Annotated in this window: 22 protein-coding genes; 18 read left to right on the top strand and 4 right to left on the bottom strand. The window is 52.3% G+C overall.

Annotated features, from left to right (window positions below; all coding sequences use genetic code 11):
- Positions 1-14 precede the first annotated feature (14 nt).
- The gene (locus ACWI0H_RS04655) at positions 15-1,655 is read right to left on the bottom strand and encodes a L,D-transpeptidase family protein (protein ID WP_101145879.1); all 1,641 of its coding nucleotides are present in this window, start codon (positions 1,653-1,655) and stop codon (positions 15-17) included.
- A 105-nt stretch (positions 1,656-1,760) separates the two neighbouring features.
- Here ACWI0H_RS04655 and ACWI0H_RS04650 point away from each other — a divergent pair, with 105 nt between their 5' ends.
- Both ACWI0H_RS04650 and ACWI0H_RS04645 read left to right on the top strand, forming a co-directional pair.
- Positions 1,761-2,483 carry a murein L,D-transpeptidase catalytic domain family protein gene (locus tag ACWI0H_RS04650; protein ID WP_101145878.1) on the top strand — a complete coding sequence of 241 codons (723 nt, stop codon included), beginning with the start codon at positions 1,761-1,763 and terminating at the stop codon, positions 2,481-2,483.
- A gap of 278 nt (positions 2,484-2,761) precedes the next feature.
- Positions 2,762-3,889, top strand: coding sequence for a CZB domain-containing protein (locus ACWI0H_RS04645; RefSeq protein ID WP_101145877.1), 1,128 nt, complete (start codon positions 2,762-2,764; stop codon positions 3,887-3,889).
- A gap of 96 nt (positions 3,890-3,985) precedes the next feature.
- Here the strand turns inward: ACWI0H_RS04645 and ACWI0H_RS04640 are convergent, their stop codons facing one another.
- Positions 3,986-5,713, bottom strand: a complete 1,728-nt coding sequence (locus tag ACWI0H_RS04640; protein WP_101145876.1) for a methyl-accepting chemotaxis protein — start codon at positions 5,711-5,713, stop codon at positions 3,986-3,988.
- A gap of 245 nt (positions 5,714-5,958) precedes the next feature.
- Here ACWI0H_RS04640 and ACWI0H_RS04635 point away from each other — a divergent pair, with 245 nt between their 5' ends.
- From ACWI0H_RS04635 to ACWI0H_RS04605, 7 genes are all read left to right on the top strand, one after another.
- Positions 5,959-6,978 carry a patatin-like phospholipase family protein gene (locus tag ACWI0H_RS04635; RefSeq protein WP_101145875.1) on the top strand — a complete coding sequence of 340 codons (1,020 nt, stop codon included), beginning with the start codon at positions 5,959-5,961 and terminating at the stop codon, positions 6,976-6,978.
- Between the two features lie 372 nt (positions 6,979-7,350).
- Positions 7,351-8,703: an MFS transporter gene (locus ACWI0H_RS04630; RefSeq protein WP_035559246.1), complete on the top strand. Its 1,353-nt coding sequence runs from the start codon at positions 7,351-7,353 to the stop codon at positions 8,701-8,703.
- Positions 8,704-8,806: 103 nt separating this feature from the next.
- On the top strand, positions 8,807-10,090 hold the full coding sequence (locus tag ACWI0H_RS04625) for a nitrate regulatory protein (protein ID WP_101145874.1): 1,284 nt from the start codon (positions 8,807-8,809) through the stop codon (positions 10,088-10,090).
- 109 nt (positions 10,091-10,199) lie between these two features.
- Positions 10,200-10,886: an SDR family oxidoreductase gene (locus ACWI0H_RS04620; RefSeq protein ID WP_008957710.1), complete on the top strand. Its 687-nt coding sequence runs from the start codon at positions 10,200-10,202 to the stop codon at positions 10,884-10,886.
- Positions 10,887-11,053: 167 nt separating this feature from the next.
- Positions 11,054-12,046, top strand: coding sequence for an LLM class flavin-dependent oxidoreductase (locus tag ACWI0H_RS04615; RefSeq protein WP_101145873.1), 993 nt, complete (start codon positions 11,054-11,056; stop codon positions 12,044-12,046).
- Between the two features lie 26 nt (positions 12,047-12,072).
- Positions 12,073-12,567, top strand: coding sequence for a GNAT family N-acetyltransferase (locus ACWI0H_RS04610; RefSeq protein ID WP_101146125.1), 495 nt, complete (start codon positions 12,073-12,075; stop codon positions 12,565-12,567).
- Positions 12,568-12,765: 198 nt separating this feature from the next.
- Complete coding sequence (locus ACWI0H_RS04605; protein WP_485875129.1) at positions 12,766-14,451, top strand: diguanylate cyclase domain-containing protein; 1,686 nt, start codon at positions 12,766-12,768, stop codon at positions 14,449-14,451.
- Here ACWI0H_RS04605 and ACWI0H_RS04600 read toward each other — a convergent pair.
- A complete protein-coding gene (locus ACWI0H_RS04600) occupies positions 14,439-15,002 on the bottom strand; it encodes a DUF1415 domain-containing protein (protein ID WP_485875127.1) in 564 nt (187 codons plus the stop codon). The two genes, ACWI0H_RS04605 and ACWI0H_RS04600, sit on opposite strands and share 13 nt — an antisense overlap.
- 104 nt (positions 15,003-15,106) lie before the next feature.
- Positions 15,107-15,793 carry a GntR family transcriptional regulator gene (locus ACWI0H_RS04595; protein ID WP_485875125.1) on the bottom strand — a complete coding sequence of 229 codons (687 nt, stop codon included), beginning with the start codon at positions 15,791-15,793 and terminating at the stop codon, positions 15,107-15,109.
- A 179-nt stretch (positions 15,794-15,972) separates the two neighbouring features.
- Here ACWI0H_RS04595 and ACWI0H_RS04590 point away from each other — a divergent pair, with 179 nt between their 5' ends.
- From ACWI0H_RS04590 to ACWI0H_RS04550, 9 genes are all read left to right on the top strand, one after another.
- A complete protein-coding gene (locus ACWI0H_RS04590) occupies positions 15,973-16,542 on the top strand; it encodes a chromate transporter (protein WP_336273119.1) in 570 nt (189 codons plus the stop codon).
- On the top strand, positions 16,539-17,069 hold the full coding sequence (locus ACWI0H_RS04585; protein WP_485875123.1) for a chromate transporter: 531 nt from the start codon (positions 16,539-16,541) through the stop codon (positions 17,067-17,069). Before ACWI0H_RS04590 ends, ACWI0H_RS04585 begins: the two co-directional genes overlap by 4 nt.
- Positions 17,070-17,210: 141 nt before the next feature.
- Positions 17,211-18,203: a Bug family tripartite tricarboxylate transporter substrate binding protein gene (locus ACWI0H_RS04580; RefSeq protein ID WP_246286802.1), complete on the top strand. Its 993-nt coding sequence runs from the start codon at positions 17,211-17,213 to the stop codon at positions 18,201-18,203.
- Between the two features lie 67 nt (positions 18,204-18,270).
- Positions 18,271-18,741 carry a tripartite tricarboxylate transporter TctB family protein gene (locus ACWI0H_RS04575; protein WP_335597292.1) on the top strand — a complete coding sequence of 157 codons (471 nt, stop codon included), beginning with the start codon at positions 18,271-18,273 and terminating at the stop codon, positions 18,739-18,741.
- A 13-nt stretch (positions 18,742-18,754) separates the two neighbouring features.
- The gene (locus ACWI0H_RS04570) at positions 18,755-20,269 is read left to right on the top strand and encodes a tripartite tricarboxylate transporter permease (protein WP_336273116.1); all 1,515 of its coding nucleotides are present in this window, start codon (positions 18,755-18,757) and stop codon (positions 20,267-20,269) included.
- A gap of 46 nt (positions 20,270-20,315) precedes the next feature.
- The gene (locus ACWI0H_RS04565; RefSeq protein ID WP_485875120.1) at positions 20,316-21,923 is read left to right on the top strand and encodes a gamma-glutamyltransferase family protein; all 1,608 of its coding nucleotides are present in this window, start codon (positions 20,316-20,318) and stop codon (positions 21,921-21,923) included.
- Between the two features lie 72 nt (positions 21,924-21,995).
- A complete protein-coding gene (locus ACWI0H_RS04560; RefSeq protein ID WP_485875119.1) occupies positions 21,996-23,006 on the top strand; it encodes a Bug family tripartite tricarboxylate transporter substrate binding protein in 1,011 nt (336 codons plus the stop codon).
- Positions 23,003-23,542 (top strand): tripartite tricarboxylate transporter TctB family protein, encoded by a 540-nt coding sequence (locus ACWI0H_RS04555; RefSeq protein WP_485875117.1) that lies wholly within the window; start codon positions 23,003-23,005, stop codon positions 23,540-23,542. The genes ACWI0H_RS04560 and ACWI0H_RS04555 overlap by 4 nt, the downstream gene beginning before the upstream one ends.
- Positions 23,543-23,588: 46 nt before the next feature.
- Positions 23,589-25,094 (top strand): tripartite tricarboxylate transporter permease, encoded by a 1,506-nt coding sequence (locus tag ACWI0H_RS04550; protein ID WP_485875115.1) that lies wholly within the window; start codon positions 23,589-23,591, stop codon positions 25,092-25,094.
- Positions 25,095-25,116 lie beyond the last annotated feature (22 nt).

Below are 25,116 nucleotides of genomic sequence, written 5' to 3'. Positions count from 1 at the left end.
TAGCATTGAAACACTTAAACAGGACGCTGCAGCGCTGCTAGCAGTGTTGCATCACGACGATAGATATCGGGCCTAAACTCCACTTCCCCTTGTGCATTTGGCCAGGCGGTCAAATAGTGCAGGGCAATCGGGATGCGCTGAGTCAGGTTCACGTTGAGATCACTCCCTTCATTTAACAGGGTGCTAAATTGGTAACGGCTGCCGGTATCTTGAAGCAGCATCTGCGCCAGTTCAGCCACCCCCTCTACCCGCACACAACCTGAACTGAGTGCGCGCTGGTTACGCTGAAATAGCCCGCGTGCGGGGGTATCGTGCAAATAGATCATGTCATCGTTGGGAAACCTCACCACGACACGACCAAGCGGGTTACCCGAACCCGCCACTTGGCGCAACATCACGCCGCCTGGTCGCTGCCAATCGATCTCTTCTGCCACGAGCGGCTCGCCGGAAGGACTAATCACCCGAATATTTTGGCGCGCCAAGTAATCAATATCCGCTCGCACGCGAGGCAGTACATCTTCACGCATAATCGTCGGCGGGATGGTCCAGGATGGATTAATCGTTAAATGGCTGATAGTAGAGTGGATGATCGGCGTTTCACGACGCGGCGAGCCGACGACCACTCGCGCATCCCAGTGCTGGCCATTAGGACGCACATAGTGCATCCGGTAACCGGCAATATCGACCCATACTCGTGGCTCGGCAGACTGCATGGGGCGGATCCACCGCGCGCGTTCTAAATTGACACGCAGTTGGTCGATCCGCGCTGACACCGGCGTATTTAACGCTAGCCGGGTCTGTTCACCCACCACACCATCTTCCTGTAGTAAATGGCGGCGCTGAAAACGCTTCACAGCAGATTCAAGTGCCGCATCAAACACGCGCTGATTAGACGCTGCTTGCACATCAATTAGTGGATAGGCCCTGCTATCAGCCACCATCAAGTCCGTTTCACCCCAGAGTGCCAAACGCTGGCGCAGCACAATAACATCGTCGGCTTCATCCCCCGGCCGAAGAGACTCCTCCCTGGCGGCTAAGTAAGGTGCGCTTCCCAGGCTCGCCAACTGATAGTATTGCTTTAAGGCGTCACGCAATTGCTGATACTCACCTGACGAAGGCCTGGCCAGCGCGGTGGCATTATCCAGCGCACGGTCTTCAACGGCATGTACAACACGTAGCAGCGAGTAGTCGCTTTCTGGTCGCGGCGCATCCCACTGTGGCTCTACGTCTCGCGGATTCACCTTACCGCGCTCTAAATGGTCCAGCGCCAGCAATAGCGAGCGAGTGGCTTTGATATCAAACGAGGCCTGTGCAGCATCATCACCCGACTGACTGCGCTGAAACTCACCAAGCAACGTATCAGCGTGATAATCTTCCGGCACCAAGCCATCGTTTTCCAAACTGTTGAGCGCCTCGACCAGTGACTCAACCGCACCCGCTGCCTGCCACGCGGGTTGACCATCACTTAGTTGATAAAACTCAGTAATAGGAAGTTGTCGCGCGTCTGCCGAGCTTAATTGTTGAGCTATCGCCTGCTGCAATGAATCTGAGGCTGAATCCGCATATACAGGGCTGATGCCTAAAGGGCCGTAGGTAAGCGTTAGACACAGAGCGCTCCCTATCGCCCATCGTCTTAGTAGCTGTCTCTCGTTCATCACCCTCTCCTTGCGTTACTATAGTCTTCCACATCGCCGACCCTGTTTTTTGTATTAGTCGGCTAATTTTCATAATGACTGATATTGCTGGTAGGATCGACTTTTATGGCTCTTCGTTTAAATGTTGCCACGTTATTATTTTCTCTACCTTTTATACTATTTACATTACCGCTACACGCCGCCAGTTTCTTTGCCCAGGTTGAATCTACACCGCCACGCGGCGTACTGCCTTTACATCACCAGTTATTGCAGCTCGCCCCCCAGGCAACGCCCGCAGCACTGCGTTTAGCCGCTCAGGCACTCAATTGTGCCGACCCCACTGCCGAGCGCCTTGCAGTCATTGACTACTCACTGCCGTCTACCGAACCACGCCTATGGGTATTTGATTTACGTCAGCATGAACTGCTCTTTGAGGAGCTGGTTTCTCATGGCCAAGGGTCTGGCGATGCCCAGGCCAAGACATTTTCCAACACGCCTGATAGCCACCAATCCAGCATTGGCCTATTTCGCACCATGAATAGCTATTACGGCCGCAACGGCTATTCGCTGCGTCTGGAAGGCCTTGAACCTAACGTCAACGACCTAGCTTTCGAGCGTGCCATTGTGATCCACGGTGCTGACTATGTGAGCGATGCGTTCATTACCCAAACGGGGAGATTAGGACGCAGTCATGGTTGCCCTGCAGTACGTGAAGACGTTACTTACCCACTGATTGATAGCCTAAAGGAAGATCAATACGTATTCGCTTATTACCCCGATGCCGAGTGGCTTGCCACCTCAGCGTTTCTAGGCTGCACAGCCGCTGCCGCTCAACTTGCCCGCCGCTGATGCCAAACGCTTAGCTATTCTGACATTGAGCTATTCCGACGTTGAGCTATTCTATCTTTTAGCTATTCTGGCTTTTAGCTACCCCGTCTTTTAACTATCTAACCTCTTCGCTCTTCAGACTCTTAATAAAGAGGGCGTTAATAATCTCATTCTCGCAGACCATTGGCAGCTGAATTTCATCATTGAAAGCAGCTAAACCAAGCGTACAGGGGAACCCTCTGCAATAATTTGTGACAAATTAACACAAAATATTGCTATCTGCCGTAGGTGTCTCTGCCATGTTCACCTTTATGCATCCTTTTCAAAAAATTCGCCGCCTGGAACAGGAGGTCGCTGACTTACGCACTCAGCTCGACGCCGCTACCCCCTCGCCCAGCAGCCGGCTGCTAAGCCTAATGAAACCGTCGCAATCCATCGGCATGCTGCAAGCGAGAGGGGCGGATATGCTGGCCTCGCTCAATAACGGCCTTCAAGAGTATGCCGACCAGCTTGCCGGGGAACGCGCCACCCTAACGGAGACATTTAACCTGATTGCTGCTGCCGAGCATGCCATCGACACCCTTGATCAGCGTTGTCACGATCCTGAATATACCGAAGCGCTCCCCGCCTCGCCGTTAGTATTAGCTAAGACCCTACACGCTCTGAGCCAACTGCAAGTAGCATTTGCTCGCAATGCGGGTCACGCGCAAGCATTAGCGGTTAGCACAGCACTCGAAACGGCCCATCGCCAAGGCCTGGGGAGTGCTGATTCCGCTAGCCAGCAGTCACCAGGAATAGCCGCCATTGCAGATGATGTTCACCGCTTAGCGCTTAATATGCAGCAGCTAAGCCATCAGCTCAGCCTGCTAATGGAGCAAATGAATAGCCAGGTAAGAACGCATTCGCAAGCAGTGGTGAAAAAACGCCAAGCCGACGAAGACACTGCCCAAAAGGCACAGTCAGCTAAGCACGCATTACATCGGTTAACGGATCAAACGCAGCATATGCACAAGGTGATACATCACAGTGCTACCGCTGCATTTTTACACTCCGCCAAACTTGACCATGCGGTGTGGAAATGTCGCCTCTATAAGCAGTTATTATCTGCCAACACCGACACACCACTAGAAGATCACCATCAATGCCGCTTAGGGCGCTGGCACCAGCAAGGTGAGGGCTACCAGCGCTATGCCCGCACTGAGTCTTATCGAGCATTAACGGCGCCGCACAGGCGCATGCATGAAAGCGGTGCTGAAGCGCTTAAGTTTGCCCGCTTAGGCGACCGCAATGGTCAATTAGCTGCTTTAGGCGTCATGGAAGAAGCCAGCCAACAGCTAGCCCTACAGCTGGACAATCTCATGGAACACGCCATATTTGAGGCGCCCTACTCAACCAGTCATCACTCACCGTTAGCAGGTTCGCCTTAACGCACAGACGATGACTTCACAGATGCTAAAAAAGCATCGGCTGCTACGGATGAGCAGCCGATATTGGCATTGTTTCTGTTTTAGATTGCTCTTGGCTTAGAAGGCCTCCCACTCAGTTGGGTGACGCTGATCGCTATTTCGCGGCGCGGGCCTCAATCGTGACTGAGCGGCTGGCAGCGCTGATGCAGTTGCTTCCATATCCCCCAGCACAAACGACTCAAGCAAGCGTGAAAGATGCTCTGCCCCTGCTCGCAGCCGCTGGGCTGAGGTGGCACTCTCTTGCACCATGGAGGAATTCTGCTGGGTCATGGAATCCATCTCGGCCACCGCCGTATTCACTTCACTGATACCCGCACTTTGCTCCCGCGCGCCCGCGCTAATTTCAGCAATCACATCGGTCACCCGGGTAATGCTATCGACAATCTCCTGCATGGTGGTACCCGCTTCGCGCACCAAGGCGGTGCCACCTTGGGTACGCTCCATTGAGCTGTCGATCAACTGGCGTATCTCTCCGGCGGCATCACTGGAACGGCTGGCAAGCTTGCGCACTTCTTCAGCGACCACGGCAAAGCCGCGCCCATGCTCACCAGCACGCGCCGCCTCAACAGAGGCATTGAGCGCCAGGATGTTGGTTTGAAACGCAATAGCATCTATTAGGGTAATAATGTCGCCAATTTGCGTGGCTGACTGATTGATTTCACCCATCGTATGTTCAACACGCTGCATAACGGAGTTACCTTTACGGGCAACATCCACAGCCCCTTGAGACAGCTGCGATGCCTGATCAGCGGCTTCGGTGGTGTGATGCACGGTCGACGTGATTTCTTCCATGGAGGAAGACGTTTGCTGTAGGTTAGCCGCCGACTGTTCTGTGCGCGTGGCTAACTCGTTGGTGCCTTGATCGATATTCTGCGACGCAAGCAACACACTCTGGGTCGTGCGATGCACATCTTGAAGGGTGATCTGCATCCGCTCGACAAAGGCGTTAAATTGCTGGGCCAAATCGCCAATTTCGTCATTGCGCTCCACCCGGAGGCGCTGGGTTAAATCCGCCTCGCCCGTGGCAACGTCATGCATCGCAGCGGCAGCACGCTTCACCGGGCTCAGCGCCCGCTTGACCAGCCAAGTTGCCAGCACCCCCACACCTAGCAATAGCACCAGCGCTACAACGCCCTTGGCGATCAAGTCATGACGAAACTCCTGCCACGCCAACGCCTCCACCTGCGCCAACCCCACATCAATATCACTTAGGTAGATCCCGGTGCCGATCATCCAATCCCATTCAGGGATAGCAATCGCCATGGAGTGCTTTGGCTCGATGTCACCGGTGGCGGGATTAATCCACTGATAGTCGTAAAAGCTTGTATTCCCCGAGCGGGCACGTTCAATTAGGTCTTCCACAAAGGCGTTGCCTTCACTATCGACCAGCCCCACCATATTGGTACCCACCCGCTCTGGCGCAGCGGCCATCGCTCGCGCCGTGCCGTCAAAATCAAAGGCGAAAACATAGTTGGCATTGCCGTAGCGAAAATTCTGCAGTATCTCTTGCGCCTGCTCTTGTGCCTCTGACTGGCTAAGCTCAGCATGGTCAACGAGGTGTGAGACCGCATTACGGGCGGACTCAACTAAGTAGCGCACCGTCGTTTCACGCTCACTGACCAACACATCACGCTGCTTATCGAGCGTTTCTTGCATACTCGTTATTGAGCTGCGCACTTCCAACGCGGACAGCACTAAGGCCAAAATCAGCATGGGAAGTAACACTAAAGCGACCATTTTCGCCTGCAGACTCATGCTAAAGCGTGCTTTATTTTTTTGCGCCATGCTCGAGAATCCCCTTGTAATGTTTTTTATAATTCATATGTTTATAGAAATAGTTTACGTTAACGTAACTGTTGTTTATTAATCTTATCGCATGCAGTCGACCACACTCTATCGTTTAGGCCAATCATAATTTGGTATTACCTTTTGTATTCCCCGTTAAATAGCCTTGTATATTCTCTAACTGCCTATGCCATGCTGGTCTTACTGCAACCACACATCACACCAGTCGCAATGGGAAAAAGCATATGGCACAGGTCAAAAAGCTAGACCTCGCATTACAAGGTGGTGGCGCTCACGGCGCGTATACCTGGGGCGTGATTGATCGCCTATTAGCGGATGAACGCATTGAAATTGAAGGGATCAGCGGCACTAGCGCCGGGGCCATGAACGGTGTCGTCATGGCCGATGCATTAACACGCGGTGATAAAGAGACGGCTCGCCAGGCACTGTGCGACTTTTGGAAAGCCGTCAGTCGAGCGGGTATGACAAGCCCAATCCGTCGTACGCCCCTGGATATATTGACCGGCAATTGGAGCCTGGATAACTCACCCGGCTTTATTGCTATGGATCTACTAAGCCGCGTGGCCTCGCCCTATCAGCTCAATCCGCTCAACATTAACCCGTTACGCGATATCGTGGCTGAGCATATTGATTTTGAACGGGTTCGAAAATGCGAACAGCTAAAGCTGTTTGTGGCGGCTACCAACGTGCGCACAGGAAAGCAGCGCGTGTTTCGCCGAGAAGAGATGAGTGTGGACGCCGTGATGGCCTCCGCCTGCTTGCCGTTTATCTTCCAAGCCGTAGAAATTGACGGCGAAGCGTATTGGGATGGCGGCTATATGGGCAATCCGGCACTGTTCCCACTCATGGAAGAGTGCAGCGCACGGGATATTCTGCTGATTCAAATCAACCCCATTAGCCGCAATGATGTACCCACCTCTGCGTCAGCTATTATGAACCGTCTCAACGAGATCACGTTTAATTCAGCACTGATTAAAGAAATTCGCATGATCGCGCTGCTTAAACATGCGCTTGATGAGCAGGGAATTGAAAATTGCTACCAGCAGGCGCTTTTTCATCGTATCAGCGGTGAGCTGGCGCTTGAAGGACTCTCTGTGTCGAGTAAATCCAATTCCGAGTGGCCTTTTCTCTGCCACCTTTTTGAACAGGGCCAGGACGCCGCCGAACGCTGGCTAGGTGAACATTTCGATGCCATTGGCGAATACTCCACGCTCGATGTAGATGCTGTCTATTTACATGAATAACGGCCAACATGAATAACGGGCTAAGCGAAGAGCGCCGATATTTACCCGCTCGACCGAGGCCCTTTTAAGCACCAAGATGCCGCAAAAAAAGAACTGCATGCCCACTCATGCAGCATATTCACTTTACTCATGTGCTAACAAAACAACAAAAACAAATTAAGATTATGATTTTTAACAACAAATATTCAACTGGCAAACTACCTGCATATTTTCAGTAGTGGTGGTAGGCGTGGACCAGGCCCAACTGGGTACGAGTGCGTCGAGCCTGACCTTCAATGGAGAAGGCATGTTCTCGTCAATTGCTGACGCAAAGCGCTAATTTTCGCGTTTAGCGTAGTGATCAACTCGTTTTATGCCCCGTGAGGCCATCCCATGGACATACGCAACAAAGCCAACCGTATTCGGCTGCTTAATTTTTCGACCCCTCAAATGCGCGCTTTCCACTTTTCATGGTTTGCGTTTCATATCTGCTTCTTCGGCTGGTTTGGCATCGCCCCTCTTATGGCGATTGTTCGTGAAGACCTTTCACTGACCCAAACACAAATCGGCAATACTATTATTGCGTCGGTGGCGATCACCGTCATTGTGCGCCTAGCCATTGGCGTACTGTGTGACCGTATTGGGCCGCGTAAAACCTATACCGGGTTACTGATGTTAGGTGCTATTCCGGTGATGGGTATTGGCTTAGCCGATAGTTTTGAAACCTTTCTATTAGCGCGCTTAGCCATTGGGGCCATTGGCGCCTCCTTCGTTATTACCCAATACCACACCTCAATGATGTTCGCCCCCAATGTGGTTGGCACCGCCAACGCTACCAGCGCGGGCTGGGGTAATTTAGGCGGCGGTACCACACAAATTCTGATGCCGCTGATCTTCTCAGGCATGCTGATGCTGGGCGTCAACGAAGCCTTTGGCTGGCGCTTAGCGATGATGGTACCCGGCGTTGTGATGTTCTTTACCGGGATCGGTTATTGGTTCTTTACTCAAGATGCACCCAACGGGAATTTCAGTGACCTGCGCGCAACTGGCGAGCTGCCTGAGGCGACCGGTGAAAACGGCGCAAAACATAGCTTTCTAGCTGCCGCCAAAGATATTCGTGTATGGGCGTTGTTTGTTGTGTACGGCCTGTGCTTTGGCGTAGAGCTTACGATTAATAATATTGCCGCTATCTACTTTTTTGATAAATTTGACCTCACTTTAGCCACGGCGGGCCTGATCGCTGGCTTATTCGGCCTGATGAATATTTTTGCCCGTACTCTGGGCGGTGTCTTTTCTGATTTATTCGCCAAGCAAGGCGGCCTAAAGGGGCGTGTACGCTGGCTGTTTATTGCCTTGATTTGCGAAGGGATTGCGCTGGTAGCGTTCTCGCAAATGCATGTACTCAGCCTAGCGATTGGTATCATGCTGGTGTTTAGCCTGTTTGTGCAGATGGCCGAAGGCGCCACTTATGGGGTCGTCCCGTTCATCAATAAAAAAGCCCTGGGTGCTGTTGCGGGCATAGTCGGTGCTGGCGGCAACGTGGGCGCGGTCGGCGCTGCCTTCCTGTTCCGCAGCGAAAGCCTGAGCTATCAGCAAGGCCTGTTCTACCTAGGAATAACAGTGCTGGCACTGGCATCCTGTGTTTTGCTGGTACGCTTTAGCGACGCCACCGAAGCTGAAGAGGCCAAAGCTTACCGCGATGCAGTTGGTGACGACGTTGGAGCAGGCGCTCTCTCGCTACGTTAAGCGCTTTCCAATACACTCAAGTACGCTCCCATACGCCCTTATCCAGTTAGGTAGCGATATGGGAGTGTTTACATTTAGGCGGCGAGCCGTTAAGGAAAATTCTATGTCTTCAGCGCAGCAACTGCTCTTAACCGCCCTCCGTTGCGATATCGACAACCTTACTCACCTTGCCACCACCGCCGATATTGTCGGTGACATTAGCCGCTTTATTCATATGCTCCAACGTGAACGAGGAGCGTCAACGATCTATCTAGCCTCTCAAGGCCAGCGTTTCAAAACCCGCCGCGATACTTACCGCCAACACAGCCAGCAGGCGGAAACCTTAATGCGCCAGCGGCTGGAAGCGCTCAGCCAAGAGGCTCGCCCCCAGGCAGCCGCTCGCTTACTACGCCGGATTGCCGCCGTTTGGTATGCCCTTGATGAGCTTGATGAACTCCGTCTGGCTATCGACACCTTTGCCATCTCGCCTGATGCAGCCACTCAGGCCTTTAATCAACTGACCAGTGGGCTGCTAGCGATTGTATTTGAAGCCGCTGACTCCTCTATCGACCCTGATATCACTCGCCATCTGGTTGCCATTTTTCACTTAATGCAGGGCAAAGAATTAGCTGGCCAAGAGCGAGCCTGTGGCGCATTCGGCTTTACCCATGGCCACTTCGATGAAGCGCACCGCGCTTTATTGAATCAGCTAGTGACTGACCAGCAGCGCTGCTTTGACACATTTGTAGAGTTTGCTACGCCTGAGGCGCAGCAGTCATGGCAAAAGGAGCTTTCACCTCGCACCCTGGCCGGTATTTGCCATTTACGCGACATCGCCTGCCAGCGTCATTCGGCATCACAAACACCACCCAAAGACACATCTGATTCACTGGGTGAAACCTGGTACGAACTAACTACGCTACGTATCGACTCGATGAAAACAGTTGAGGATGCATTGATCACTCAGCTGAGTGTGTTTTGTCACCGCAAAATCGCTCAGGCCGAAGATGGATTGGAAAAAGCCAAAGCAGGGCCCTGTCGTCCTACGCCTGCCCCCTGCGCACACTTACTAACGCTGGCGGGTGCGCAACCATTAGGTGACCTGACAGCCAACGCGCTAACCTCACCGCTAGGGCGCTCGCTGATTGAACTCACCCAGGCACAGGCCAGCCGCTTACAAGGGCTTAGCGATGAGCTTGAAAACACCCGTAAAGCGCTGCGTGAACGCAAACTGATTGAACGTGCGAAGGGGCTCATCATGGCTCATCAAGAGATGAGCGAAGAAGAGGCCTACCGGTTTCTGCGTAAAACCTCTATGGATCAAAGCAAAAGCATGGCGGATATGGCCCAAGCTATTCTGGATCTCTCTGCAATGCTAAAACGCAAAGAAGATGGGCACGCTCGCTAACGTAAGTAGTAGAGCCGTACCGCAATGGTTAGGTAGGTATGTTTGCAGGATGCCACTCCCTTAGCCATGCTAAAGTCTTACTTAGTTAAACGAGCAAGGAGTGCAACCCATGCATAAAGGCGTGTTATTGATTACCGGCGCATCCAGCGGTATTGGCGCGGCTACCGCCCGAGCAGCCTCTCGCGAAGGCTACAAACTGGTGTTGGCCGCCCGTTCTAGCGAAAAACTCACCGCTCTGGCTCAAGAACTGGGGCCAGAAAACGTACTGACCTGTGAGTTGGACGTGACTAATTTTGAGCAGCAACAGGCGATGGTTGAGCATGCACTGGAAACCTTTGGCCGCTTGGACGCGATCTTTGCCAACGCCGGTCGCGGCGGCTCTCCAGGCGGGTTTAGCGGTGCGGATCACGACGCATGGCGTGAGATGATTCTTACCAATATTTATGGCGTTGGGCTCACCATTCAAGCTTGCTTACCCGCCTTAAAGCGTAGCAAAGGCCATGTGTTATTAACCGGTTCAGCGGCAGGCCGCACGACCATCCCAGGCTCAATGTATAGCGCTACGAAATGGGCGGTCACGGGGATTGGCTATAACCTGCGTGAAGAGCTACGCGGCACCGGTATGCGCGTGACGTTGATTGAGCCTGGCATGGTCGACACGCCATTCTTTAATGAACCACCAGAGCATGCATTAGAAGATCGTGATATCGCCAATGCCGTGGTTTATGCGCTTGCGCAGCCTGCCCATGTGGACGTTAATGAAATTCTTATTCGCCCCACCCCGCCGCTTGAGTAAGCGTGATCGTACCGGCACTCCGCTCTCATCCAGTCCATTCCGGCACACGTCACATCTACATGGCTCAGACCTTGCAATTTATGTTCACTGACCGCATAACGTGTAATTACCAAGCGCGCTAAGTAATTTTCACTCAATGCGCCCACGAATTAACTTGCAGGTGACCCATGAGCCAACTCGCTTCCACGGCGCTTTCCGTTCTTGATCTGGCCCCTATCCGCCAGGGCGGCAGCGCCGCTGAGACCTTCCAAGACAGCGTCTCGCTGGCACAGTTAACCGAGCGGCTAGGCTACACCCGTTACTGGCTAGCAGAGCACCACAATATTGCTGGCATCGCCAGCGCTGCCACCGCGGTGCTGATCGGTCATATTGCTGGACAAACTTCCACCATCCGCGTGGGTAGCGGCGGCATTATGCTACCGAACCACCCGCCGCTGGTGATTGCCGAGCAGTTCGGTACGCTGGAAACGCTCTATCCTGATCGTATAGATTTGGGGCTAGGCCGCGCACCCGGCTCAGACGGTGCGACGATGCAAGCCATGCGGCGCAACGCTCATGCCGGCGTCGACGACTTCCCGCAATTGCTGAACGAATTGCGCAGTTATCTAGGCGATGCAGAGCCCCAGCAACGGGTGAAAGCCGTCCCTGGTCAAGGCACTCATGTGCCTATCTGGCTACTGGGTTCTAGCGGCTACAGCGCACAATTGGCAGCCAAGCTGGGCTTGCCTTTTGCGTTTGCTGCTCAGTTTGCGCCAGACTATTTATTTGAGGCACTGCGCTTATATCGCGACAATTTCCGCCCTTCCGAACACTTGAATAAGCCCCATGCGATGGTCGGCCTGCCCGTGATGGCAGCGGAAAGCGATGCGATGGCCCACTACTTGGCCACCACCGCGCAGCAGAAATTTCTTAACCTTATTCGTGGCAAGCCAACCCAGTCGCAGCCGCCCGTGGAGCAACTAGACTGGTCACCGGTTGAGCAAGCCCAAGTCAGCCAGTTTTTAGGGGCGGCGATTATTGGTGGCCCAGAGACGGTCAAAGCCGAACTTGAAGAGTTCCAAGCACGTACCGGTGCTGATGAATTAATGATTAACAGCGATTTTTATAACCATGCCGACCGGCTGCGCAGCTACGAGATTGTGGCTGAGGTCGCCCGTTGAACGGCGGCACTACTATGTCTACATTTATGTCTACATTGCATTTCGCCCCCATGTCGGACGAAGACTTCACCAGTTTTTGGCCTACTTTCAAGGCGATTGTCGAGGCGCAAGAGACTTATGCCATTGACCCCGACATCAGCTTTGAAGCTGCCCGAGAGCTATGGTGCAGCACGCCTAAAACCAGCGTGGTCGTTAAAGATGAACACGATCATATACTGGGTGCTTACTACCTAAAAGCCAACGCGGCAGGCCCCGGCGACCACATCTGTAACTGTGGTTATATGGTGACACTCGCCGCACGCGGAAAAGGGGTAGCACGCGCCATGTGTGAGCATTCACAGGCGCAGGCCAAGGAGCTAGGGTTTCAGGCCATGCAATACAACGCCGTGGTCGCAACGAATGAGGTGGCCGTCGCGTTATGGCAAAAACTGGGATTTCAGATTGTAGGCACCGTTCCTAATGCCTACCGACACGCACGCCTTGGTTTTGTCGAAACCCATGTGATGTATAAAGCGCTATAGCGATTTTGTCAGGCTGCCCTCAGTCAGTTTAGACATTGACTCTTTTTGCGACGTTTTGCTGCACATGACACTTTTTCTGACCGTTTCATTGCTGCAAACGTCGCGCATATTGAAAGCTTTTCCGGTAAAGTCATTCTCATAACATAAATTAAAACGTTTGGTTGATAAGCATCTATTGATCGCCCTAACCATCCGAGCATGACTCAAACCACGGTAAAGCCTTTTGTAATGTTTTATAGCTCCTCTTTTTTCTCACACTTTTCGCTGCGCTCGCGTTTTATCATCCTAATTGTCGCCTTGGTATTTGCCACGACGCTACTTCTTGGCTGGGTGGCTTCTCGAGAATCAGCTGAGCAAATGGAAGCCAATATTGGCAATGCAGCCTCTGAAGCCGCTTACCAAATGGTTGATAAGCTGGATCGCAGCATGGATGCCCGTATTAAAGAAGTGAAGCTGCTACTGGGTATCCAAGCGCTCACTAACGGCACGGATACTAGCCTGCTACGTGAGCAGCTAGAGCGTTTGCAAGATAATCATAACGTTGTGTCGTGGATCGGCTTCACCGACCCTGATGGTGTTGTTCAAGCCGCTACCGAGGGGATTTTAGAAGGCGTTTCTATCGCTCAACGCCCCGTCTTTATTGAAGGACGCAAGGCGCTCTGGGTGGGCGACGTGCATGAAGCTGTCATGTTGGCCCAGTTGCTGACCAACCCCAGCGGTGAAGAGCTTCAGTTTGTCGATATCGCGACCCCGATGTATAACCGCAACGAAGAGCTGCAAGGCGTCCTGGCCGTTCATTTAAGCTGGCAATGGGCTGAGTACGTCCAACAATCCATGCTTACGCCTTCTGGATACCTGGAAGACACTGAGATACTGCTGCTCTCCGCTAACGGCACAGTGCTATTAGGCCCAGAGACGCTGATTGGGCAATCGTTAGACAGCCTGAAACATATACCGAGTTCCACCACGACATCACCACAATGGGCGATTGAAACATGGCCCAACGGCGAACGCTTTGTGACGGGCTATGCACGCAGCAGCGGCTTTGAAGATTTTCCTGGTTTAGGTTGGATAGCGGTTAGCCGTCAACCCGTGGCTACCGCCTTTGCACCTGTTGAAAAACTGCAAGATGCCATTATGGGAACAGGTCTATTACTTGCATTACTGTTTGCTATAGTTGGCTGGATAATCGCGTCAAGACTAGCGGCTCCCCTCACTCGCTTAGCCAATGCTGCCGACAGAATGCAAGATGGCGAACACGCCGATAGCATTCCGCTTGAAGGTGGCTCTCCAGAGCTTAAGCACCTATCGACCTCAATGCGCAACATGGTCACCCGCTTATTAGATCAGCACCGTACGATCAATCGCTTGGAAGATTTAGCCAATACTGACCCGTTAACGGGCCTGCCGAATCGCGCTTTTTTGAATCAGTACCTGCAGATTGCGATACCGGAAGCAGAGAGAAACCAACAAAGCATGGCGGTCATCTTTATCGACCTGGATGGTTTTAAACAGGTCAATGATGAGCTAGGCCATCATGCGGGCGACCTATTGTTGATTGAGATTACCCAGCGATTGAAAAGCGCATTACGCAGCGGTGACGTGGTAGCCCGAATGGGCGGTGATGAGTTCGTTATGGTGCTTAAAACGAAGGAAGAGCATCTTGAAATGCTCACCCATGAGATTAGCAGACGCTTACTGAGCTCCATCGACCAACCCGTTTTATTACCTGATAACGAGCAGGCACGCGTTGGAAGCAGTTTAGGCGCCGCTTGGTGGCCCCACCACGGGCTTCATATCAATACCGTACTGCAACTTGCGGATGACGCGCTGTATGCGGCTAAAGCGAAAGGCAAACATCAGCTTGTTATTCACTCCACCTGATTAACGGAGTCGAAACAGCGTTGCAGCTGCTGCTCTGCAGTGTCGCTGCCCATCGCCGTTAACTTGGCAATATTGCGTTCGGGAATAGCGTCGGTGTCGCCATAAAACTCGATCGCCTTTTCAACGCTCTCTTCGCGTAGCAGATGCACCATGGCGTAGGGAGAGCGGTTGGTATAATTAGAGGCATCATCGGGTTCGGCACCGTCAAAGCAATAATCTGGGTGAAAAGTGGCTAACTGATAAACACCTTCATAGCCCTGGTCGACCAGGATGCTTTCAGCAAGGTCAACAAAATCCAGATAGTGATCAAAGCTTTTAAACAGCGTCGGGAACACCAGCAGCGTGGTTTCTGTTTCGGGGTGCTCATCCAACCACTGCACTTCCACCATCAATTCCTCAAGCGCCACTTCAATTTTTTTAGAACGCACCACTTCCACACGAATCGTTTCACGCTCCAACTCCCGCTGCGCAAACGGGCAAATGTCATGCGCCACAATAAAGGTGCGCACCCAGTTCAGCGTTTGCGCGACTATTTGGTTATCTGTGTGCATAGCACTCTCTTTACTCATCTGGATGGCGACGGCTGATATTATATGGGCAGCAGTTTACACACTGCAGACACGCTGTGTCGTCGCTACCGGGGCAGTTTCTCCTGCTAGGCGTGCTCTTGATAACGTTTTAGGGCAACTTCGTAAGATTTATGAATATGATCATCCATTAATTCACGCGCTGCTTTGGCATCACGCTGTAATGCCAGCTCCACGAGTTGATGATGCTGTTCGTCCAGCTCTTGACGAATCGTCGGCATTTTCGGCCCCAGGCGGCGGTAGCGGTCAAACTGGTCATGCAACTGCTCAATAAAACGCAATAACCAAACAGAGCCACAGGGGGCGACTAACGTACGATGAAATTGAGTATGCAGACGCTCCCACTCCTCGCCTTTATCCAGGGTGATGTCGGCCCGCTTCAGGCGGTGCGCCGCGGCTAATAAGTCAGCCTCCCAGAGCGAATCACCGTTAGCAATCGCCCGCACTAATGCCATGCCCTCCATTTCCAGGCGCATCTGGGCGATATCATCCAGCTCATCGCGTGAAAGCTTCGGCACACGAAAACCGCGTTGATTTTCCTGAATTAATAATCCATAAGCCGCCAATTTATTAAGTGCTTCCCGCAGCGGGCTTAAACCGACTTGGTAGCGTTCTTTGAGCGCATTGATGGCGAGTTTTTCTCCCGCTACAAAGCGTCCACCGACAAGATCCTTACGTAAATCATCAAATACGCGACTTGATGCAGTACCTGCTGGACCTACTGGCGTTGCTACCTTGGGTAAAGAATTATTCATGACGATATCCTTTATTCATCTCAGCTCCCGCTGTCCATTTAGTTTTTCACGGTTGACGTCGGATCGGGCACTACCTATATTCTATTTTAGACAAGATAATCGATTTTTTAACCAACAAACGATAAATAAGGTCTGGGTATGCTTCTGATCACCCCATTAGCTTTGCGGGAAACGCGTCCATGAAAACACGCGGCGCCTGCCGGCAACTGTTCTGGGCTTTTTTCCGCGTCGGCATTTTTGGCTTCGGTGGTGGGCCCGCCATGATTCCCCTGGTGCGTGCCGAAGTTGTCACCCGCCATCACTGGCTCACCGATGAAGAGTTTGCCGACGTACTGGCGATCGGCAATACCTTACCCGGCCCCATAGCCACCAAAATGCCAGGCTATATTGGCTACCGCGTAGGCGGTGTGATCGGCTGTATCGCTGCCGTTATTGCCATTATCTTGCCCATGATTGTGGCAATGATTGTCATGTTAGGCATTTTTAGCCGATACCGCGATGTCGCGTGGATTCGCGGCATGGGGCAAGCGGTGGTCCCCGTCGTGATGGTGATGATGGCACAACTCACCTGGGATTTTTTTGATAAGTCAAAGGCTGCACTTGGCTGGCTGGTCAGTATTGTCATGGCCGTTATTGCCGCTGGCTTGATCTATTGGCTTGGCATTCACCCCGGCTGGGTGATTGGCGCCATTCTCGCTGCCGCCCTACTGCGCCCTGCCGGTAAGAAAAAAGCGGAGGGGCCAGCATGATTTATTGGGAGCTCTTTTTAGCTTTTTTCATCCCGAACATTATTGGCTACGGCGGCGGCCCGGCGATTATCCCTCTGATCGAGGCTGAGGTGGTTGGCCGTTATGACTGGATGACCGCGCAAACGTTTGCTGAAACATTAGCCCTCGGCAACGCCCTGCCCAGCCCTATCGCCACCAAAATGGCGGGCTACGTGGGTTATGAAGTCGCTGGTATTGGCGGGGCCTTCATCGCGGTGGCCGCCACGGTCATCCCGACGTTGCTATTGATGCTCGGCGCACTGGGGCTGCTGTACCGCCATCGCGATTCACCAAGGGTTAAGCGCATGAGCCAGTGGGTTCGCCCGGTTATTGCCATGATGATGGCCTGGCTCACCTTGGGGTTTCTACTTGAGAGTCTTAACACCAGCGGAGCGATTCATACGCTGATTATCGGTGCAGTGGCGGCTATCGCACTGATTCGCTTCAATACCCACCCTGCGTTTGTGGTCATGGCCGCCTTGATTTATGGAGGGCTCTTTCTCGGCTAACACTCATTAACACACGATCTCTTACAAAGACGATTGTGTGGTGACAACAAGAACCCGATAACGGGACCACGCGCTCACCACGCCGCTGCAGTTGGGGCGGCATCCCACAACACCAAACTCAATCTATAAAGGTGTATAAGAATGACGCGTTCAACATTTACTCTAAGCACGACTCTAAGTACTACCCTCGCCGCCATCGGACTTGCGTCTAGCATGGCAATCGCCTCCACCGCCCAGGCTGATTATCCGGAGCAGGATATCCGCTTGATCATCCCTTACGGCCCGGGCGGAGCAACCGATATTCTTTTCCGGCTCATCTCCCAAGAGGCTGAAAAGACGTTGGGTGAATCCATCGTTCCCGTCAATATGGCGGGCGCAGGGGCGACCCTGGGTTCTCGCAATGTGAAAGATGCCGACCCCGATGGCTACACGCTCCTTGGCAGCCACGACACCATTGCGCTTTCTAAGTTAGCAGGCACCGTCGATTACTCGTTTGATGCCTTCGAGCCCGTTGCACTACTCACCCAAACCATCAATATTCCCACCGCACATGCCAATCACCCTGTGCAGAGCGCCGATGAAATTGCTGACTATGTGAGTGAAAACCCAGGCCAAGTGCGCTTCAGTATGATTCCTAGCTCTACTGACCACTTTTTCTGGGCACAGTTTTTTCAGGAAACGGGCATCGATATGGCCGATGTGCGCTTAGTTGGCTACCCCGATACGGGCGAACAGGTATCGGCGCTGATGGCGGAAGAAGTCGACTTCGCGATGTTTAATTTGCCATCAGGCGGTGCATTTTTTCAAGACGGCACCTTCCGCGCCCTTGGCATCGCTCATCCAGAACGTCTTGAAAGCATGCCAGATGTCGCCACCCTGCGCGAGCAAGGCATTGAGATGGACCACTCCACCAGTCGCGGCATTTTTGCGCCTAAAGGAACGCCTCAGGAAGTCCTCGACACCATCGCTAACGCTTATGGACAAGCCCTGGAAAACGAAGAAGTACAGAGCCGTATCGAAAATGAGTTTGGCTCGGTAGTGAGATTTCTAGCAGGCGATGATTATCAAGCGTTCTTGGATGAGAACGAAGCGGCGCTAAGTGCGGCTGCCGAAAACATCGATTTCCAGAACTAAGAACGACTAAGAATGCATTCCCTAGCCCTCGTTTGTACGTGGGCTAGGGTTGCTGGAGGCATCGCTAATGCTAACGCTAACGAAAGACCGCGCCTTGGCGCTGGCGCTGCTCTTGATTGTGGCCGTCATGTGGGTGGAATCAGGCAGCATTGCCCCGCCCACCAGCTGGCAGCCGTATGGGTCAGCGCTGTTTCCACGCATTTTATTGGTAGTGATCGGCATTTTTTCACTGCTAATTCTGGTGCGCTCCTTATTGGTAAAAGTACCTGAACGGGCTGGCGCAAAGCAGCTCATTAATGAGTGGTTTCAAAGCCGGCGCACCATACTCGCTCTGTTTCTACTGTTTGGGCTTTATGCCGCGCTCCTTCCAGTGGTGGGTTATATCGCAGCCACCATAGGCTTCTTGGTCGCTTCCCTTGCGCTACTAATGGGGATCAATACGCGACGTAAATGGATGATCAATCTCACGCTCAGCTTCACCTTGGCTATCGTGATATTTGTCGTTTTCCGCTATGGCCTGAATGTTTGGCTGCCTTAACCTGGAGTAAATAATGACGAACTTTTTCCTCCAAGCGCTCGCTGAGGTCGGCACACCATCGGTCCTGGGCCTGATCGTTATTGGCGTACTGTTTGGGATTGTGGGCGGTAGTATTCCTGGTTTTACCGTCACCATGGCCATTTTAGTGGTCTTCCCATTCACGTTTGCCATGGACCCGGTAAGCGGCGTTTCATTGATGGTCGGTGTGTTTGTAGGGGGTTACTCAGGCGGCATTGTGTCTGGCGTTATGCTGGGCATACCCGGTACACCCTCTTCGATCACCACCGTATATGACGGCTACCCAATGGCACAGAAAGGCGAACCGGGCCGCGCCCTAGGCATTGGCGTCGCTTCATCGTTTTTAGGCACCATCATCAGCGTGGCGGTCCTGGTCTTCTTCGGCCCGCTAATTGCCAGCTTCAGCATGAATTTCCGCCCTTGGGAAATCACTGCGTTAATCGTTTTCGCGCTGACGCTTGTGGCAGGGCTCTCCAGCGGCGCTCTGCTCAAAGGCCTGATGGCCGCTGCTTTGGGGCTTTTGATTACAACCGTTGGTTATGACCGCAACAGCAATCTGCGCTTTGACTTTGGTCTTCCGGCGATGGGTTCTGGGTTCGAAATTCTGCCCGTGATGATCGGCATATTTGCCTTCTCCCAACTGCTTGGCAATATCGAAAAGCTTAAGGATGAGAAAAGCGAAGCCAAGAAAATCGATACCAATGTGACGATTCCCTACGGCCAAATAATCAAAGATATGACGGGGCAAAAGCTGAATACGCTGCGCTCTTCTTTAATTGGCAGCTTGGTGGGCGCCCTTCCTGGCACGGGGGGCACCGTCGCTAACTTTTTGAGTTACGACCAAGCCAAGAAATTCTCTCGTCATCCGGAAGAGTTTGGCACCGGCACCCCCAGTGGCATCGTGGCTTCTGAAGCCTCCAATAGCGCGGTAGCAGGCGGTGCGTTCGTGCCAACACTTGCACTGGGGATACCGGGCGATTTGCCCATGGCGATCATGATGGGCGTACTGATTCTGCACGGTATTACGCCAGGTCCCATGATGTTTGAACAAAACCCGGTGTTGGTGGGCGCTATTTATGCCAGCCTGCTAATTGGCGCAGTCGTCATGGTGTTATGCAACCTGCTGCTCGTGCGCTGGTTCGCCAAAATATCGTTGATCCCCCAACAGATCCTCGTTCCCGTCGTATTAATGCTGTGTGCCATTGGCGCCTATGCCCTGAATAACAACCTGTTCGACATTTGGGTGCTATTCATCTTCGGCATCATTGGCTACCTGCTTTGGAAAGCGGAAGTACCGCTGACGCCGTTAATACTGGGTGTGGTGCTCGGCGACAATCTTGAGCGCCAGCTATTCCGTGCCCTTGAGCTTAATGAAAGTTGGATGACCTTTTTAACTCGACCACTATCTGCGCTTTTCTTAGCGCTAGCCGTCGCTTCCATTCTGTTTTCGCTCTATCAGGATCGTAAGATCCAGCGCTTAAAAAATGCCGCTCTGCGCGAAAACATTTGATATTCAAATAATTTAGATCAACAGCACTGCTTAAAAGGAAACTGGTATGCAACAAGATGCACTGTACTATCCCAGCGCCTCGCGCAGAATGGCCACATTTGGCAAACGCGGCATGGTCGCTACTTCTCAACCATTAGCGGCGCAGGTGGGTATTAGCATTCTGCAGCAAGGTGGTAATGCGATTGACGCCGCGATTGCCGCCGCCGCTGCATTAACGGTAGTGGAACCCACCTCGAATGGGATAGGAAGCGACGCCTTTGCTATTGTCTGGGTCGACGGCAAACTGCATGGCCTCAATGCCAGTGGCCCCGCCCCGCAAAAGGCTACCATTGAAGCACTGAAAGCACTCGGCCATGACACCGTGCCAAACCACGGCATGCTGCCCGTTACGGTACCCGGCGCTCCTGCTGCGTGGGCAGCTCTGTCTGAGCGCTTTGGCAAGCTGCCGTTTGCAGAGTTGCTAGCCCCTGCCATTGCGCTGGCAGAAGAAGGCTTCCCCGTCTCTCCCGTTATTCATCAAATGTGGAAGGATGCCTTCACCAACTATTCAGCCTATAGCGAGGCTTCTTTCAAACCTTGGTTTGATACGTTTGCCCCCGAAGGTCGAGCACCGGAAGCTGGTGAACTGTGGCGCTCTGAAGGTCATGCTAAAAGCCTAAAAGCGATTGCCGACACCCACGCCAAGGCATTTTATGAGGGCGAACTGGCCGAGGCTATCGACGCCTTTTCCCGCGAACACGGCGGCCTGTTGCGCAAAGAAGACCTGGCGGCTTACCAGCCGGAGTGGGTCGACCCGATTAGTGTGCGCTATAAAGGCCATGATATTTGGGAGATTCCCCCCAACGGCAGCGGCATGATTGTGCTGCAAGCGCTGGGTATGCTGGAGCACTTAGGCGACGAAGGGCGAGATCCGGTGGAAACGCTGCACCGTCGCATTGAAGCCACCAAACTGGCCTATGTCGATGGCTTCGCACATGTTACCGACCTGGATGCTATGCGCCCCACCATTGATCAGATGCTGGCCGACGACTATTTGAAATCACGTGCTGCACTGATTGGCGAACAGGCGGTTGACCCAGTACACGGCAACCCGATTCAGGGCGGCACGGTGTATCTGGCAACGGCTGACAGCGATGGCAATATGGTGTCACTGATCCAAAGTAACTTTAAAGGCTTTGGCTCAGGCATGGTCGTTCCCGGCACTGGCATCAGCCTGCAAAACCGTGGCTGGTCGTTCTCCCTCGACCCACAGCACCCTAATGCTTTGGCGCCCGGCAAACGCACCTATCACACCATTATCCCCGGGTTTATCACCAAAAATAATCAAGCCGTTGGGCCGTTTGGCGTGATGGGCGGCTATATGCAGCCGCAAGGTCATGTGCAGGTAGTAACGGCGATGCTAGAAGATCAGCTTAACCCCCAAGCTGCCCTCGATATGCCCCGCTGGAAGTGGACCAAAGGCAAAACCATCGAAGTGGAAGCCGATTTTCCCAATCACCTAGCGCTGGCCCTCGCCCGCCGTGGCCACGACATCGTCAAAGTTGCTGACTCTATTAGCTTTGGCCGAGGTCAAATCATTTTACGCGACCCTGAAACGGGCGTACTGCAAGGCGGCACCGAGCCGCGCACCGACGGGGCTGTGCTTCCCTGGTAAATCGCTGCCCTGTTAAACCGCTGTACAGGCTCGGCAGCTTTCGAGCCTGCTAATCATAACTGGAGAAGCAAGATGCCGACATTTGAGAATTATCTAAACGTCGCCTCACGCCATTCCCAAGCTAAAAAACGGGTTCTGGTTGGATCAATAGTCACGGGCATAAGCGTAGCATTAGCAGGCTTATCCACTGCTGCGCTAGCTGAGCAATACCCAGACAAAGCAGTGGAGTTTATTGTCCCCTGGTCTCCAGGTGGCGGCAGCGATGTACTAATGCGGTTAGTATCTAATCATATCGAGCCTCACCTTTCCCAACCAATGCCTGTTATCAATATGCCCGGTGTAAGTGGGACTACTGGTCTTGCCGATCTCGCCGATCGTGACAATGATGGCTATAGTATTGGCCAAGTACATGACGGCTTTATGGCAGCTCACCATACCGGCTTAACCCAAAATAACTGGGATGATTATGAGCCCATCGCAGCTATAACGGCGTCACCTCAATACCTAACGGTTAGTGCTGACAGTGACTGGGAGACCTTTGAAGATTTCGTCGAGTACGCACAGGAAAACCCGGGTGAAATACGCTTCGGTGTCACGCTCGGTGGAGTGCCTCATATTCACGGAGCGATGATAGAGGAAGCCGAAAACCTTTCTTTTCGCTATGTCGGCTTCGAAGGCACCGGCGAACGTATCCGCTCGTTAGTGGGTGGACACATTGATGCGGCTATGGGAGACATCGCATCTAGCCTACAGTTCGTTGAAAACGATGACTTACGCTTCTTAGCCGTTGGCCATACAGAGCGTATGCGCCAGACACCTGATGTACCTACTTTTGCTGAGCTGGGTTATGAGGATTTAAATCTATCCATTTTACGAGGCCTTATTGCTCCAGAAGGCACTCCAACAGATCGCATTGAAGTGATCGCGGCTGCCCTTGAGGCAATGGCTGCAGACGAGGAGTTTGTAACTCGCGTCAACAATGCTGGGGCCGAAGTACAGTTCATGGGTCCAGAGGAATATCGAGAGCATCTCGCCAACCTTGATGCAACGATCGAGCGCCTAGCAGGGAAGCTACAGCAATGAGTGGTACAACACCTGCATCCCGGCCGAAAGGCCGGGAATCCGCACCCAATAACGAACGCGCTAAAGCAGTAAGCCATATTATTTTTAATATCGCATTACTCATCATCGCGGTTATGATGTTTAACAATGCTGGAAGCCTTCCCTCGTCCGCTTGGGAGCCTATCGGCTCAGGTAGCTTTCCACGTTTGATATTAGCAATACTGACGATATTAAGTTGCATCGTAATCATTAAAGAAATAGCGAAGCTACGCCATACAAACGCACTTGCCAGTGGCAGTATTAAGGCTTGGTTATGGCAACATAGATTAGCCTTCGGTGTGCTTAGCCTATTTGCATTTTACGCTATTGCTTTACCGCTTATCGGCTTTCGTTGGTCAACACTTCCTTTCGTATTGGCATGTCAGTTTCTACTTGGCGCGCGCCGCCCAAAGCAATTAGTAATTGCCATCATTATTGCGATCTTTATGTCGTTCGGTCTCGAAGCGTTGTTTCGCCACGTCTTTACTATCTCTTTACCGCGCGTGTCTTTTTTATAGATTTCTGTTGCATGTTCCACTTACTTGCTGACCCAGGATACCGATCATGATGGAATCCATTTTTGCAGGGGCCGATCAACTATTTACCCTGCCCACTATGCTGACTATGTTAATCGGGGTGATAGCGGGTGTAATAACTGCCGCAATTCCCGGTTTTACTATTACCATGGCCATCGTACTAACTCTGCCTCTGACGTTCACCATGCCTCCTTTACAAGGTGTCGCCACGCTTTTAGCTGTATATATAGGCGGCTATACGGGGGGTATGATCAGTGCTGCATTGTTAGGTATTCCAGGCACACCCTCTGCACTGGCCACTACTTTTGACGCCTATCCAATGGCGCGACGTGGTGAACCGGGCCGGGCATTAGCTCTTGGTATCTGGGCTTCATTTTTTGGTACTTTAATCAGTACTTTCGTATTGATAATCGCCGCCCCTCCACTTGCCATGATTGCCGTAAAGCTTGGGGCATGGGAATACTTCTCACTAGTAGTATTTGCGCTTACTATTGTTGCCAGCTTAGTTGGAAAATCAATGGTAAAGGGGCTCCTAGCTGGGGCGATTGGTTTAATTATCGCGACAGTAGGGGCTGATCCATTAATGGGGGTAACACGCTTCTCCTTTGACCTACGAATGCTATCAGCGGGTATACCTTTCTTAATCGTACTTATCGGGATTTTCGCCATTAGCCAATTATTACAAGAGGTTGAATATCCAGAAGAGGTTAAGGCAGGCAAGCAACTTATAAATAGTAATATTAACTTTAAGCCCTGGGAAGCTATGCGTGAAACGCTCTCCTATCCATTCAATCTTGTTCGCTCTTCTATGGTGGGCGTATTTATAGGGGCAGTTCCCGGAGCTGGAGGAAGCATCGCCAACCTATTGGCTTACGATCAAGCAAAGCGCGGTTCCAAACACCCTGAGTCCTTCGGAAAAGGTGCAAGTGAAGGAGTTATAGCATCAGAATCCGGTAACTCCGCAACCTCTGGTGGCGGTCTTATTCCTATGATTGCGTTAGGTATTCCCGGAAGTGCTGTCGATGCCGTATTGATGGCTTCCTTGATGGTCCATGGAATTGGTGTTGGCCCAAGATTAATTATGGATCACGCAGATACTGTCTACGGGATGTTTATGGCTATGTTTGTAGCGGGTGCCATGATGCTAGTCGTCTGCCTATTAAGCATGCGCCTATTCCTTAACGTTACACGTGTACCTAAATCAGTCATCGTTCCAGTCGTACTAACCTGTTGCATGGTAGGAGCTTTTGCCCTTAATAATCGCATCACTGATATCTATATTTTATTGGGCATTGGTGCCTTCGGGTACGTTTTGGCTAAGCTTGATTACCCTTTAGCTCCATTAGTATTAGGCGTTATTCTTGGCCCCATTGCAGAAACCAATTTACGTCGAGCACTGATGACAAATGAAGACTGGACACTATTTTTTACTCGTCCAATATCTCTCGCATTACTAACGCTGGCAGCACTATCAATTGTCTTAGCCATCCGTTACAGATTTAAACAGAATCGCACTATGCCTATCACTTCTTAAGCCCAATCGGGTAGCCGGGGGT

The organism is Halomonas sp. NYA30 (assembly GCF_976980765.1).
Note: the sequence above shows the minus strand (reverse complement) of the source record. Positions and strands in the feature narration are given on the sequence as shown.

Bases quoted from the DNA above. Each gene is read 5' to 3' on its own strand.
- ACWI0H_RS04590 (WP_336273119.1), top strand. From the start codon at position 15,973: ATGAAAACACGCGGCGCCTGCCGGCAACTGTTCTGGGCTTTTTTCCGC.
- ACWI0H_RS04605 (WP_485875129.1), top strand. From the start codon at position 12,766: ATGACTCAAACCACGGTAAAGCCTTTTGTAATGTTTTATAGCTCCTCT.
- ACWI0H_RS04615 (WP_101145873.1), top strand. From the start codon at position 11,054: ATGAGCCAACTCGCTTCCACGGCGCTTTCCGTTCTTGATCTGGCCCCT.
- ACWI0H_RS04645 (WP_101145877.1), top strand. From the start codon at position 2,762: ATGTTCACCTTTATGCATCCTTTTCAAAAAATTCGCCGCCTGGAACAG.
- ACWI0H_RS04635 (WP_101145875.1), top strand. From the start codon at position 5,959: ATGGCACAGGTCAAAAAGCTAGACCTCGCATTACAAGGTGGTGGCGCT.
- ACWI0H_RS04585 (WP_485875123.1), top strand. From the start codon at position 16,539: ATGATTTATTGGGAGCTCTTTTTAGCTTTTTTCATCCCGAACATTATT.
- ACWI0H_RS04620 (WP_008957710.1), top strand. From the start codon at position 10,200: ATGCATAAAGGCGTGTTATTGATTACCGGCGCATCCAGCGGTATTGGC.
- ACWI0H_RS04600 (WP_485875127.1), bottom strand. From the start codon at position 15,002: ATGCACACAGATAACCAAATAGTCGCGCAAACGCTGAACTGGGTGCGC.
- ACWI0H_RS04625 (WP_101145874.1), top strand. From the start codon at position 8,807: ATGTCTTCAGCGCAGCAACTGCTCTTAACCGCCCTCCGTTGCGATATC.
- ACWI0H_RS04610 (WP_101146125.1), top strand. From the start codon at position 12,073: ATGTCTACATTGCATTTCGCCCCCATGTCGGACGAAGACTTCACCAGT.
- ACWI0H_RS04630 (WP_035559246.1), top strand. From the start codon at position 7,351: ATGGACATACGCAACAAAGCCAACCGTATTCGGCTGCTTAATTTTTCG.
- ACWI0H_RS04570 (WP_336273116.1), top strand. From the start codon at position 18,755: ATGACGAACTTTTTCCTCCAAGCGCTCGCTGAGGTCGGCACACCATCG.
- ACWI0H_RS04580 (WP_246286802.1), top strand. From the start codon at position 17,211: ATGACGCGTTCAACATTTACTCTAAGCACGACTCTAAGTACTACCCTC.
- ACWI0H_RS04575 (WP_335597292.1), top strand. From the start codon at position 18,271: ATGCTAACGCTAACGAAAGACCGCGCCTTGGCGCTGGCGCTGCTCTTG.
- ACWI0H_RS04555 (WP_485875117.1), top strand. From the start codon at position 23,003: ATGAGTGGTACAACACCTGCATCCCGGCCGAAAGGCCGGGAATCCGCA.
- ACWI0H_RS04650 (WP_101145878.1), top strand. From the start codon at position 1,761: ATGGCTCTTCGTTTAAATGTTGCCACGTTATTATTTTCTCTACCTTTT.
- ACWI0H_RS04595 (WP_485875125.1), bottom strand. From the start codon at position 15,793: ATGAATAATTCTTTACCCAAGGTAGCAACGCCAGTAGGTCCAGCAGGT.
- ACWI0H_RS04640 (WP_101145876.1), bottom strand. From the start codon at position 5,713: ATGGCGCAAAAAAATAAAGCACGCTTTAGCATGAGTCTGCAGGCGAAA.
- ACWI0H_RS04560 (WP_485875119.1), top strand. From the start codon at position 21,996: ATGCCGACATTTGAGAATTATCTAAACGTCGCCTCACGCCATTCCCAA.
- ACWI0H_RS04655 (WP_101145879.1), bottom strand. From the start codon at position 1,655: ATGAACGAGAGACAGCTACTAAGACGATGGGCGATAGGGAGCGCTCTG.
- ACWI0H_RS04565 (WP_485875120.1), top strand. From the start codon at position 20,316: ATGCAACAAGATGCACTGTACTATCCCAGCGCCTCGCGCAGAATGGCC.
- ACWI0H_RS04550 (WP_485875115.1), top strand. From the start codon at position 23,589: ATGATGGAATCCATTTTTGCAGGGGCCGATCAACTATTTACCCTGCCC.